The sequence below is a fragment of the Variovorax sp. 278MFTsu5.1 genome (assembly GCF_048305045.1).
GTDB classification, from domain to species: domain Bacteria; phylum Pseudomonadota; class Gammaproteobacteria; order Burkholderiales; family Burkholderiaceae_C; genus Variovorax; species Variovorax guangxiensis.
The window spans coordinates 1576383-1588805 of sequence record NZ_CP157622.1 but is presented as its reverse complement, the minus strand read 5'-3'; the positions used below and the strand labels follow the sequence as shown (position 1 = coordinate 1588805).

At 68.6% G+C, this 12423-nt stretch carries 13 protein-coding genes; 12 read left to right on the top strand and 1 reads right to left on the bottom strand.

Annotated elements, in window-relative coordinates; translation table 11 throughout:
* Positions 1 to 58: 58 nt before the first annotated feature.
* A complete protein-coding gene (locus ABL844_RS06975; RefSeq protein ID WP_418130854.1) occupies positions 59 to 661 on the bottom strand; it encodes a phenylacetic acid degradation protein PaaY in 603 nt (200 codons plus the stop codon).
* A gap of 168 nt (positions 662 to 829) precedes the next feature.
* Between ABL844_RS06975 and ABL844_RS06970 the strand changes: the two genes are divergently transcribed.
* The 12 genes from ABL844_RS06970 (at position 830) to ABL844_RS06915 (ending at position 12332) form a co-directional block, all read left to right on the top strand.
* Positions 830 to 1633 (top strand): enoyl-CoA hydratase-related protein, encoded by an 804-nt coding sequence (locus tag ABL844_RS06970; protein WP_418130853.1) that lies wholly within the window; start codon positions 830 to 832, stop codon positions 1631 to 1633.
* Between the two features lie 4 nt (positions 1634 to 1637).
* Positions 1638 to 2102 carry a hydroxyphenylacetyl-CoA thioesterase PaaI gene (gene paaI / locus ABL844_RS06965; protein ID WP_184635257.1) on the top strand — a complete coding sequence of 155 codons (465 nt, stop codon included), beginning with the start codon at positions 1638 to 1640 and terminating at the stop codon, positions 2100 to 2102.
* Positions 2103 to 2115: 13 nt separating this feature from the next.
* Complete coding sequence (gene paaK / locus ABL844_RS06960; protein ID WP_184635255.1) at positions 2116 to 3426, top strand: phenylacetate--CoA ligase PaaK; 1311 nt, start codon at positions 2116 to 2118, stop codon at positions 3424 to 3426.
* A gap of 38 nt (positions 3427 to 3464) precedes the next feature.
* Positions 3465 to 4475: a 1,2-phenylacetyl-CoA epoxidase subunit PaaA gene (gene paaA / locus ABL844_RS06955; RefSeq protein ID WP_418130852.1), complete on the top strand. Its 1011-nt coding sequence runs from the start codon at positions 3465 to 3467 to the stop codon at positions 4473 to 4475.
* The gene (gene paaB / locus ABL844_RS06950; protein ID WP_126023084.1) at positions 4472 to 4768 is read left to right on the top strand and encodes a 1,2-phenylacetyl-CoA epoxidase subunit PaaB; all 297 of its coding nucleotides are present in this window, start codon (positions 4472 to 4474) and stop codon (positions 4766 to 4768) included. The genes paaA and paaB overlap by 4 nt, the downstream gene beginning before the upstream one ends.
* Positions 4769 to 4778: 10 nt before the next feature.
* Positions 4779 to 5558 (top strand): 1,2-phenylacetyl-CoA epoxidase subunit PaaC, encoded by a 780-nt coding sequence (gene paaC, locus ABL844_RS06945; protein ID WP_418130851.1) that lies wholly within the window; start codon positions 4779 to 4781, stop codon positions 5556 to 5558.
* Entirely contained in the window at positions 5558 to 6082 is a 525-nt protein-coding gene (gene paaD / locus ABL844_RS06940; protein ID WP_418130850.1) for a 1,2-phenylacetyl-CoA epoxidase subunit PaaD, read from the top strand. Before paaC ends, paaD begins: the two co-directional genes overlap by 1 nt.
* A 13-nt stretch (positions 6083 to 6095) precedes the next feature.
* The gene (gene paaE, locus ABL844_RS06935; protein ID WP_418130849.1) at positions 6096 to 7181 is read left to right on the top strand and encodes a 1,2-phenylacetyl-CoA epoxidase subunit PaaE; all 1086 of its coding nucleotides are present in this window, start codon (positions 6096 to 6098) and stop codon (positions 7179 to 7181) included.
* 170 nt (positions 7182 to 7351) lie between these two features.
* Positions 7352 to 8497: an ABC transporter substrate-binding protein gene (locus ABL844_RS06930; RefSeq protein WP_184635247.1), complete on the top strand. Its 1146-nt coding sequence runs from the start codon at positions 7352 to 7354 to the stop codon at positions 8495 to 8497.
* Between the two features lie 171 nt (positions 8498 to 8668).
* On the top strand, positions 8669 to 9697 hold the full coding sequence (locus ABL844_RS06925) for a branched-chain amino acid ABC transporter permease (protein ID WP_126023079.1): 1029 nt from the start codon (positions 8669 to 8671) through the stop codon (positions 9695 to 9697).
* Complete coding sequence (locus ABL844_RS06920) at positions 9694 to 11604, top strand: ABC transporter permease subunit (protein WP_418130848.1); 1911 nt, start codon at positions 9694 to 9696, stop codon at positions 11602 to 11604. The genes ABL844_RS06925 and ABL844_RS06920 overlap by 4 nt, the downstream gene beginning before the upstream one ends.
* Entirely contained in the window at positions 11601 to 12332 is a 732-nt protein-coding gene (locus ABL844_RS06915) for an ABC transporter ATP-binding protein (RefSeq protein ID WP_184635241.1), read from the top strand. The genes ABL844_RS06920 and ABL844_RS06915 overlap by 4 nt, the downstream gene beginning before the upstream one ends.
* The last annotated feature ends 91 nt before the right edge of the window (positions 12333 to 12423 follow it).

The following is a 12423-nucleotide window of genomic DNA, read 5'->3' as shown; positions in this document are numbered from 1 at the left end:
GGTTCTTCGGTGTTGGGGTTGAAGGCAACGCGCGATCTTGCCCGAAGCTCGGCGAGGTTCAGCCGCGCTTCGTCGCGATGAGCGAACGCACGTCGGTGGCCGGCAGGCTCGGGCGGTTCTTCTCCACGCTGGAAAGCGGCTCCACCTCGCGCAGGCTCGCGAGGCTGCGCACCGTGAGCGCCTGGTAGGTCTGGGTGCCTTCGAGCTTCCAGGCGATCTCTTCATCGCTCAGCTCGCGCTTGACCTTTGCCGGAATGCCGGCGCTCAGCGTGCGCGCCGGCACCTTCATGCCAGCTGGCACGAAGGCGCACGCGGCGACGATGGCTTTCTCGCCGATCTCGGCCTCGTCCATCACCACCGCGTTCATGCCCACCAGCGCGTCGCGCCGCACGATGCAGCTGTGCAGGATCGCGCCATGGCCGATGTGGCCGTTGACCTCCACCACCGTGTCGTTATCGGGAAAGCCGTGGATGCAGCAGTGGTCCTGCACGTTGGAGCCCTCCTCCAGCACGATGCGGCCGAAGTCGCCGCGCAGGCTCGCACACGGGCCCACGTAGCAGTTGGCGCCGACGATCACGTCGCCGATCAGCACGGCCGTGGGATGCACGTAGGCGCTCGGATCGACGACCGGGATCACGCCGTCGATGGAATAGCTGGGCATTCGCTCTGTCTCCTTGTCTTGCCTTGGCTGGCTTTCAGCGCGCTCTCAGGGTTTGCCCTGATCGAGCCGCCTTGTGCCGCCATCGAGGTCGATCCTAAAATCAACCGAACGGTCGGTCAATAGTGTTTGCACGCCGGCCCGTACCCATAAGGATGAAAGAGACAAGCGATGACTGAGCCTTTGGTACTCACCAGCAACGCCGGCGCCGTCCGCACGCTGAGCCTCAATCGGCCGGCTGCCCTCAACAGCTTCACGACGCAATTGCATGAAGCGCTGATGGCCGAGCTGGAAGCCGCGGCAGCCGACGAGAGCGTGCGCTGCGTGGTGCTCACGGGTGCAGGCCGCGCCTTCTGCGCGGGGCAGGACCTGGCCGACCCGTCTGTTGCGCCCGACACCACGCCCGGCGCCGCGCCCAAGGACCTGGGCCACGTCATCTCCACCTGGTACGCCCCTCTGGTCGCACGACTGCGCTCGATGCCGGTGCCGGTCATCGCTGCCGTCAACGGCGTGGCCGCCGGCGCGGGGGCCAACCTGGCGCTGTGCTGCGACATCGTGGTGGCCGCGCGTTCGGCAAGCTTCATCCAGGCCTTCACCAAGATCGGCCTCGTGCCCGACACCGGCGGCACCTGGCTGCTGCCGCGCCTCGTGGGCTCGGCACGCGCGCTGGGCATCGCGATGCTCGGCGACAAGCTGCCCGCCGAGGAAGCCGCGCGCATCGGGCTGATCTGGCAGTGCGTGGACGACGCAGCGCTCGCCGAAACGGCAGCCGCCCTCGCATCGAAGCTCGCCGGCATGCCCACGCGCGCCCTCGTCGCCACCCGCGAGGCCATGGCCGCCGCGCAGCACATGGACCTGGGCGCGGCGCTGGCCGAGGAAGCCCGCATCCAGCGCGAGATGGGCAACGCCAATGACTACCGCGAAGGCGTGGAAGCCTTCCGCGCCAAGCGCGCGCCCGTCTTCAAGGACCGCTGAAGCCATGACCGACAACAACCAGCAACGCACGCCCCAGCAGACGGCCGAGTACGTCCGCGACGGCATGTTCGCCAACGACAACGCCAGCAAGGGCCTGGGCATGCGCATCGTGGAGGTCGGCCCCGGCCAGGCCACCATCGAGATGCGCGTGCGCCCCGACATGCTCAACGGCCACGCGATCTGCCACGGCGGCTTCATGGCCACGCTGGCCGATTCGACCTTCGCCTTCGCCTGCAACTCGTACGACGAGCTGACCGTGGCCTCGGGCTTCGCCATCGACTTCATCGCCCCCGCGCGCGAGGGCGACGTGCTCACCGCGCGCTGCCACGAGGTGTCGAAGGCCGGGCGCACCGGCGTGTACGACACCGAGATCACCAACCAGCGCGGCGAGCGCGTCGCGATCTTCCGCGGCCGCTCCTACACCGCCAAGGGCCGCCCGGCCGTTCCGCCCGCCGCAGCAGCCGCCTGAGGAGACAACACCCATGACAGTCAAACGCCCCGCCCCCGGCGAGCTCGAGCCCATCGAAACCGCCAGCCGCGACGAGATCGCCGCGCTGCAGCTCGCCCGCCTGCGCACCACGCTGCAGCGCGCCTACGACAACGTGCCGCACTACCGCCGCGCCTTCGACGCCAAGGGCGTGCACCCCGACGACCTGAAGTCGCTGGCCGACCTGTCGAAGTTCCCGTTCACGGTGAAGAGCGACCTGCGCGACAACTACCCCTTCGGCATGTTCGCCGTGCCGCGCGAGAAGGTCGCGCGCATCCACGCCTCTTCCGGTACCACCGGCAAGCCGACCGTGGTGGGCTACACGCTGCAGGACATCGACACCTGGGCCGACCTCGTCGCCCGCTCCATCCGCGCCGCGGGCGGCCGTCCCGGCGACATGGTGCACGTGTCGTACGGCTACGGCCTCTTCACCGGCGGCCTGGGCGCGCACTACGGCGCCGAGCGCGCGGGCTGCACCGTCATCCCGATGTCGGGCGGCCAGACCGAGAAGCAGGTGCAGCTCATCCAGGACTTCAAGCCGAACATCATCATGGTCACGCCCAGCTACATGCAGGTGATCATCGAGCAGTTCGAGCGCCAGGGGCTCGACGCGAAGGAGAGCTCGCTCAAGGTAGGCATCTTCGGCGCCGAGCCGTGGACCGAAGCCATGCGCCGCGACATCGAGGCCAGGGCCGGCATCGACGCGGTCGACATCTATGGCCTCAGCGAAGTGATGGGCCCGGGCGTGGCCAGCGAATGCGTGGAGAGCAAGGACGGCCCCGTGATCTGGGAAGACCACTTCTACCCCGAGATCATCGACCCCGAGACCGGCGAGCTGAAGGCCGACGGCGAGGAAGGCGAACTCGTCTTCACCTCGCTGAGCAAGGAGGCCATGCCGATCGTGCGCTACCGCACGCGCGACCTCACGCGCCTGTTGCCGCCCACCTCGCGCTCGTTCCGCCGCATGGGCAAGATCGTCGGACGCAGCGACGACATGATGATCATCCGCGGCGTCAACGTGTTCCCCACGCAGGTGGAGGAGATCGTGCTCGCGCACCAGGCGCTCTCGGGCCTCTACCAGGTGCACGTGAGCCGCGCCGACAAGCTCGACCAGGTCGAGATCCACTGCGAGCTCAAGCCCGCGGATGTCGCATCGGCCGACCGCGCCGCCATCGGCGACTGGCTGCAGCACCGCGTGAAGACGCTCATCGGCATCTCCACCCGCGTGGTGGTGCACGGCCCCGACGAGATGGAACGCACCCAGACCGGCAAGGCGCGCCGCGTGATCGACACACGCCCGCGCTGACACAAGCCACTTCCAACACCGACCGAAAGGACACGCACATGTACACCCAGGCGATGGACACCATGGGCAAGGACGCGGGCGACGGCAAGCAGAAGGCCGTGCGCTCCGCAGAGGAGATGCAGCTCGAGGAGCGCTTCGACGCGCACATCGACGCCGGCGACTTCATCGAGGCGAAGGACTGGATGCCCGAGCACTACCGCAAGACGCTGGTGCGGCAGATCAGCCAGCACGCGCACTCCGAGATCGTCGGCATGCTGCCCGAGGGCAACTGGATCAGCCGCGCGCCCACGCTCAAGCGCAAGGCCATCCTGCTGGCCAAGGTGCAGGACGAGGGCGGCCACGGCCTCTACCTGTATGCCGCGGCCGAGACGCTGGGCACCTCGCGCGACCAGATGTTCGAGGCGCTGCACAGCGGCAAGGCCAAGTACAGCTCGATCTTCAACTACCCCACGCTGACCTGGGCCGACATGGGCACCATCGGCTGGCTGGTGGACGGCGCGGCCATCATGAACCAGGTGCCGATCTGCCGCTGCTCGTACGCGCCGTATGCGCGCGCCATGATCCGCATCTGCCGCGAGGAGAGCTTCCACCAGCGCCAGGGCTACGAGTCGCTGCTGACCATGATGACCCACGGCACCGAGGCGCAGAAGACCATGGTGCAGGACGCGGTCAACCGCTGGTGGTGGCCCTCGATCATGATGTTCGGCCCGCCGGACGACCAGTCGCCCAACAGCGCGCAGTCGATGCGCTGGGGCATCAAGCGCTTCAGCAACGACGAGCTGCGCCAGAAGTTCGTCGACGCCACCGTGGAGCAGGCCCGCATCCTCGGCGTGACCCTGCCCGACCCCGACCTCAAGTGGAACGAAGAGCGCCAGGCGCACGACTTCGGCGCCATCGACTGGAGCGAGTTCTGGCGCGTGATCGGCGGCGACGGCCCCTGCAACCGCGAACGCCTGCAGGCCCGCGTCGACGCCTGGGAAGACGGCGCATGGGTGCGCGAAGCCGCGCTGGCCCACGCCAACAAACAACCTATGAAGGAGGCGGCATGACCGTCGAACAGAAGCAAGAGTGGCCCCTGTGGGAAGTGTTCGTGCGCAGCAAGGCCGGCCTGGACCACAAGCACTGCGGCAGCCTGCACGCCGCCGACCCGAAGATGGCGATCCAGATGGCGCGCGACGTGTACACCCGCCGCCAGGAAGGCAGCAGCATCTGGGTGGTGCGCTCCGACCAGATCGTGGCCAGCGACCCGGGCGACAAGGACATGTTCTTCGATCCGGCCGAGGACAAGGTGTACCGCCACCCGACCTTCTACGCGCTGCCCAAGTCGGTCGACCACATGTGAGCGCCGCCCCATGCAAGCATCGATCGAACTGAACCGCACGCCCGCCGTGCAATACCTGCTGCGCATCGGAGACACCTGCCTGGTGCTCGCGCAGCGCCTGGGTGAATGGTGCGGCCACGCGCCCGTGCTGGAGGAAGACATCGCGATGGCCAACATCGCGCTCGACCTCGTCGGCCAGGCCCGCGCGCTGCTCACGCACGCCGGCAAGCTCGAAGGCGCCGGCCGCGAGCATGACGAGGACCAGCTCGCCTACCTGCGCGACGAGCGCGACTACTTCAACCTCACCATCGCCGAGCTGCCGCGCGGCGACTTCGCCTTCGCCGTGGTGCGCAACACCATGGTGTCCACGCTGCTGAAGCTGCTGTGGCAGCGCCTGGCCGCATCGAACGACCCCGAGGTGGCCGCCATCGCCGGCAAGGCGCTGAAGGAAGCGCGCTACCACCAGCAGCACTCGGGCGACTGGGTGGTGCGGCTGGGCGACGGCACCGAGGAATCGCGCCGCCGCACCGAGAAGGCGCTGAAGCAGCTGTGGCTCTACATGCCCGAGCTGTTCTTCAGCGACGACGTGGATGCCGCCGCCAGCGCGAACGGCCTCGGCCCGGCATGGAGCGAACTTCGCGAGCCCTGGCTCGCCGAGATGCAGCAGGTGCTGGACGCCGCCGACCTCGCCATGCCCAAGGAAGCGGCCTTCCGCAGCACCGGCAAGCACGGCGTGCACAGCGAGCACATGGGCTACATCCTCGCGGAGATGCAGCACCTGCAGCGCACCTATCCCGGAGGCGTGTGGTGATGAACGCCCTGGCCTCGCGCGTCGATGCGGTATGGGCCGTGCTGCGCAACGTGCCCGACCCCGAGGTGCCGGCCGTGTCGGTGTGCGACCTCGGCATCGTGCGCGAGGTGATCGAGCACGACGACGGCCTGGAGATCGTGCTCACGCCGACCTACTCCGGCTGCCCCGCGACCGAGGCCATCGAGCACGACGTGCTCGCCGCCATCGAGCAGGCCGGCCTCGGCAGCGCACGCGCCACCTTGCGCCGCGCGCCCGCATGGACCAGCGACTGGATCAGCGACGAGGGCCGCGCCAAGCTCAAGGCCTACGGCATCGCGCCGCCCGCGCACCTGAACGCGGAGCAGGCCGCCAACACCGCCATGCCGATCAGGCTCTTCGGCCGCATCGCCGGCGAGCGCATCGCCTGCCCGCGCTGCGCGAGCGAGCGCACCGAGCGGCTGTCGGCCTTCGGCTCCACCGCCTGCAAGGCCCTGTACCGCTGCATGGCGTGCAAGGAGCCTTTCGAACACTTCAAACCCATCTGAGACTTCCCCCGCGATGAGCACCCTCTTCCATCCCCTGCGCGTGAAGGCCATCGAGCCCGACACGCACGAGGCCGTCATCGTCTCGTTCGAAGTCCCCACCGACCTGCAGGAGGTGTTCGGCTTCACGCAAGGCCAGTACCTCACGCTGCGCCACGACATCGACGGCCAGGACCTGCGCCGCTCCTATTCGATCTGCGCCGGCCTCGACGACGGCGAGCTGCGCGTGGGCGTGCGCAAGGTGCGCGGCGGCGTGTTCTCCAACTGGATCAACGCGAGCCTGAAGCCCGGCGACACCATCCAGGTGATGGCGCCGCAGGGCCGCTTCTTCGTGCCCATCGAGCCGGGCTCGGCGCGCCATCACGTCGGCATTGCCGGTGGCAGCGGCATCACGCCCATCCTGTCGATCATGAAGACGGTGCTCGCGCGCGAGCCGCACAGCCGCTTCACGCTGATCTACGGCAACCGCCAGCTGCAGTCCACGATGTTCAAGGAAGAGATCGAGGACCTGAAGAACCGCTACATGACGCGCCTCGTGCTGCAGCACGTGTTCTCCGACGAGCACACCGATTCGCCGCTGGGCTTCGGCGTGATGAACCGCGAGAAGATCGGCGAGTTCCTCGCGAGCGTGGTGCCTGCAGCGGACATCGACCATGTGTACGTGTGTGGCCCCTTCCAGATGAACGACGAAGCCGAGGCCGCGCTGCTGGCGGCCGGCGTGCCAGAAGACCGCATCCACATCGAGCGCTTCGGCGTCGCCCTGCCCTCGGCCACGCAGGTGGGCGCGGTGGTGCACGAGGCGCAGCCGGGCGACGCGAAGCAGGCGCGCATCGTCATCGTGCGCGACGGGCTGCAGCGCGAGATCACCTTCACCGAAGGGCAGCCCAGCATCCTCGATGCGGCATCGGCCGCGGGGCTCGAGGTGCCGTTCTCATGCACCTCGGGCGTGTGCGGCACCTGCCGCGCGAAGTGCGTGGACGGGGAAGTCCGCATGGAAAGAAACTTCGCGCTCGACAAGAATGAAGTCGCCGCGGGTTTCGTACTGACCTGCCAGGCGCACCCCCTTACCGAACGCGTCACGCTGTCGTTCGACGAGCGCTGAAAGATGAACCCACCCCCGAATCTCCGCGCACTTCGTGTCGCTTCGGATCCCCCCTCAAGGGGGCGCACCCGGTGGCCCGGCAAAGCCGGTTCCACGGGTGCCCTGAAAAGGACACCTGCAACGGAGATACTTCAGGCCTCAATCGATTTTCAACCCGGAGACAAAGCAACATGAAATTCTTCAAGCCCCTGCTGACCGCCGCCCTGTGCGCCACGGCCCTCGCGGCCTGGGCCGACGTGAACGTCGGCGTGACCATCTCGGCCACCGGCCCGGCAGCCTCGCTGGGCATCCCCGAGAAGAACACCATCTCGCTGATGCCCAAGACGATCGGCGGGCAGAAGATCAACTACATCGTGCTGGACGACGCCTCCGACACCACCGCGGCCGTCAACAACACGCGCAAGCTCATCGCGGAGAACAAGGTCGACGTGATCCTGGGCTCGACCACCACGCCGGCCTCGCTCGCCATGATCGACGTGGCCGCCGAGGCGCAGACGCCGATGATCTCGGTGGCCGCTTCGGCCCGCATCATCGAGCCGATGGACGCCAAGAAGAAGTGGGTGTTCAAGACGCCGCAGAACGACATCATGATGTCGCTGGCCATCGCCGAGCACATGGCCGCCAACGGCGTGAAGACCGTCGCCTTCATCGGCTTCTCCGACGCCTACGGCGAAGGCTGGTCGCAGGAGTTCGCCAAGGCCGCCGACCTGAAGAAGATCAAGATCGTGGCCAACGAGCGCTACGCACGCACCGACACCTCGGTGACCGGCCAGGCCCTGAAGATCATGGCCGCCAAGCCCGACGCGGTGCTGGTCGCCGGCTCCGGCACGCCGGCCGCGCTGCCGCAGAAGACGCTGAAGGAGCGCGGCTACACCGGCAAGATGTACCAGACCCACGGCGTGGCCAACGCCGACTTCCTGCGCGTGGGCGGCAAGGACGTGGAAGGCACCTTCCTGCCCGCAGGCCCGGTGCTCGTGGCCGACCAGTTGCCCGCCAGCAACCCGGTGAAGAAGTCCGCGCTCGCCTACGTGTCCGCCTATGAAGCCGCCTACGGCAAGGGCTCGGTCTCTACCTTCGGCGGCCACGCCTGGGACGCCGGCCTGCTGATGAGCTCGGCCGTGCCCGTCGCGCTGAAGAAGGCCCAGCCCGGCACGCCCGAGTTCCGTGCCGCACTGCGCGACGCGCTGGAGCAGACCAAGGAAGTGGCCGGCGCGCACGGTGTGTTCAACATGACCGCACAGGACCACCTGGGTCTGGACCAGCGTGCACGTGTAATGGTCAAGATCGAGAACGGCGCCTGGAAGTACCAGCCCTGATCCCGCGCTTTCTCCCTCCCCCGCTGGGGGAGGGCCGGGGCGGGGGCTCGACGGCATTGAACTTCGCGCAGCATTGAGCGCGGGAGTGCCCCCATCCCAACCTTCCCCCAGAGGGGGAAGGAGCAACGCAACGCACTGACTCGATACAAGGGCCGAGCCCGAGGGTTTTATATGGATTTGCAGATTGCCCTTTTGCTGGGGCAGGACGGCATCGTGAACGGCGCGGTCTACGGACTGATGGCGCTCGCGCTGGTGCTGGTGTTTTCGGTCACGCGCGTGATCTTCATCCCGCAGGGCGAGTTCGTCGCCTTCGGTGCGCTGTCGATGGCCGCGCTGCAGGGCGGGCGCGCGCCCTCCACGCTGTGGCTGCTGCTGGCGCTTGCCGCCATCGTGCTGGTGGTGGAAGCCTGGCGCTGGAAGCGCGGCGCCACCGTCGACTGGCGCTCGGCGCTGACCTGGTGCGTGGCTTTCCCGGCCATCGCCGCGGTACTGGTGCTCGGCTTCAAGCCTACCTCGCTCGCAATGCAGTCGATCGCCACGCTGGTGCTGATCGCGCCGCTGGGCCCGCTGCTGTACCGCGTCGCCTACCGCCCGCTGGCCGATGCCAGCGTGCTGATGCTGCTGATCGTGTCGGTGGCGCTGCATGGCGTGCTGGTCGGCCTGGGCCTCTTCTTCTTCGGCGCCGAGGGCTCGCGCACCAGCGCGTTCTCTGAAATGCGCTTCGACCTCGGCGGCATTCCGGTCAACGGCCAGTCGCTGGTGGTGGTCGGCGTCACGCTGGTGCTGGTGATCGCGATGTTCTGGTTCTTCGGCCGCTCGATGGTCGGCAAGGCGCTGCGCGCCACCGCCATCAACCGCGTGGGCGCGCGGCTGTCGGGCATTCCCACCGAGCTCTCGGGCGACCTGAGCTTCGCGCTGGCGGCCGTCATCGGCGCCATCTCGGGCCTGCTGATCGCACCGATCACCACGGTCTACTACGACACCGGCTTCCTGATCGGCCTGAAGGGCTTCGTGGCCGCCATCGTCGGCGGGCTGGCGAGCTATCCGCTGGCGCTCGCGGGCGCGCTGCTGGTGGGGCTGCTGGAGGCCTTCTCTTCCTTCTGGGCCAGCGCATACAAGGAAGTGCTGGTCTTCACCCTGATCATTCCGGTGCTGCTGTGGCGCTCGCTGAACAGCCATCACGTGGAGGACGAGGAATGAACCCGTCTTCACCGACCACCGCTCCCGCAGCCGCCAGTGCGGCACCCGAGAGCCGCCCGCTGGTGACGCCGCGCGTGCTCACCCTCGTCTTCATCGTCGCGCTCGCGCTGGCCTGGGGCTGGCTGCCCGAGTTCACCGTCAGCGTGCTCAGCAATATCGGCCTGTACGCGCTGGTGGCCGTGGGCCTGGTGCTGCTGACGGGCGTGGGCGGCATGACCTCGTTCGGCCAGGCCGCCTTCGTCGGCATGGGCGCCTATGCCACCGCATGGATCTGCACCTCGCCCACCGCCGCCGGCTGGCTCGGCGGCCTCGCGGGCTCGGCGCTGGTGCCGTGGCTGGGCCTGCTGCTCGGTCTGGCGCTGACCTTCGCGCTGGCCTGGGCGCTCGGCGCGGTCACGCTCAAGCTCTCGGGCCACTATCTGCCGCTGTGCACCATCGCCTGGGGCCTGAGCCTGTACTTCCTGCTGGGCAACATGGAGTTCCTCGGCGGCCAGACCGGCATCACCGGCATTCCGCCGCTGGTGGTGGCGGGCGTTTCCTTCGCCACGCCGCGCATGCTGGGCGTGGTGATCTGGGCGGTGCTGCTGCTGGCGCTGTGGGCCATGCACAACCTGCTCGACTCGCGCGAGGGCCGCGCCATCCGCGCGCTCAAGGGTGGCCGGCTGATGGCCGAATCGATGGGCGTGGACACTGCGCGCCACCGCATCAAGCTCTTCGTGCTGGCGGCCCTGCTCGCGGCCATCTCTGGCTGGCTCTATGCCCACATGCAGCGCTTCGTGAACCCAACGCCCTTCAACCTGAACATCGGCATCGAGATGCTGTTCATGGCGGTGGTCGGCGGCGCGGGCCACCTCTGGGGCGCGGTACTGGGCGCCACGCTGATCACGCTGCTGAAGGAAAAGCTGCAGGACGTGCTGCCCGCGCTGCTGGGCACCAGCGGCAACTTCGAAGTGGTGGTGTTCGGCCTCTTGATGCTCTTCGTGCTGCAGCGCTTTGCCGACGGCCTGTGGCCCACGCTCGCGCGGCTGTCGCGCCGCTGGGTGCGCGAAGTGCCGCGCGCGGCCGGTGCCGGCCCCGCCGCATCGACCACCGTGCAGCTCGCGCAACGCGCGGTGCCGGCCGCCGGCACGCTGCTGCTGCAGGCAGACGGCGTGAGCAAGCGCTTCGGCGGCCTGGTGGCCAACAACGACATCTCGATGACGCTGAAGGCCGGCGAGGTGCATGCGCTCATCGGCCCCAACGGGGCAGGCAAGAGCACCTTCTTCAACATGATCTCGGGCGTGGACGACCCGACCACCGGCGAAGTGCGCCTGGTGGGCCAGCCGATGTCGGGCAAGCCATCGCGCGCCTTCGCCTCGCTGGGCCTGGGCCGCACCTTCCAGCACGTGCGGCTGCTCGGCCAGCGCAGCGTGGTCGAGAACGTGGCGCTCGGTGCCCACCTGCGTGCGAAGCGCGGCTGGCTGTCGGCCATGCTGCGCCTGGACCGCGCGGAAGAGGCCGCGCTGATGGCCGAGGCCCGCAGGCAGATCGAACGCTGCGGCCTCGGCGCGCATGCCGACACGCCTGCCGCATCGCTCTCGCTCGGCCAGCAGCGCGTGGTGGAAATCGCCCGCGCGCTCGCCGGCCAGCCCTCGGTGCTGCTGCTCGACGAACCCGCCGCCGGCCTGCGCCACCTGGAGAAGCGCGCCCTCTCGGAACTGCTCGCGCAGCTGCGCGCCGAGGGCCTGGGCATCCTGGTGGTGGAACACGACATGGAGTTCGTGATGAACCTCGCCGACCGCATCACGGTGCTCGAGTTCGGCACCGTCATCGCCACCGGCACGCCCGCCGAAGTGCAGGCCAATCCGCGCGTGCTCGAAGCCTATCTGGGCGGCGCCGACGACGAACTGCTGGAAGACGCACGATGAGCCACCCATTGCTTCAACTCGACGGCTTCTGCGTGGCCTACCGCACCGTGGAAGCGGTGCACAGCGTGCGCCTGCAGGTGAACGAGGGCGAGATCGTCACCGTCATCGGCCCCAACGGCGCCGGCAAGACCACGCTGCTGTGCGCGGCGATGGGCCTGCTGCCTTCCACCGGCCAGCTGCTGCTGGACGGCGAGCGCGTCTCGCGACCCAGCGTCGAGACCATGGTGGCGCGCGGCGTCGCGCTGGTGCCCGAGCGGCGCGAGCTGTTCGGCGAGATGTCGGTCGAAGACAACCTGCTGCTCGGCGGCTTCTACCAGTGGCGCAAGGGCAAGCGCGACCAGCGCGCGCGCATGGACGAGATCTTCGCCATCTTCCCGCGCCTGAAGGAACGCCGCGCGCAGATGGCATCGACGCTCTCCGGCGGCGAACGCCAGATGCTGGCCATCGGCCGCGCGCTGATGGCGCGGCCGCGCCTGCTGATGCTCGACGAGCCCTCGCTGGGCCTCGCCCCGCTGGTGGTGCGCGAGGTGCTGCGCGTGGTGTCGCAGCTGCGCAGCCACGGCGTGTCGGTGCTGCTGGTGGAGCAGAACGCCCGCGCCGCGCTGCAGGTGGCCGACCGCGCCTATGTGCTGGAGATGGGCGCCGTGGCGCTCGAAGGCAAGGCGCGCGACCTGCTGCATGACCAGCGGATCATCGATACCTATCTGGGCATCGGCAAGAAAGAGTGAGCTGAATTCCTCCCTCCCCCGCTGGGGGAGGGCCGGGGTGGGGGCATGCGGCGGCCGGGAAGGCACTGCGCAGAACCGATGCCGCCTGCCC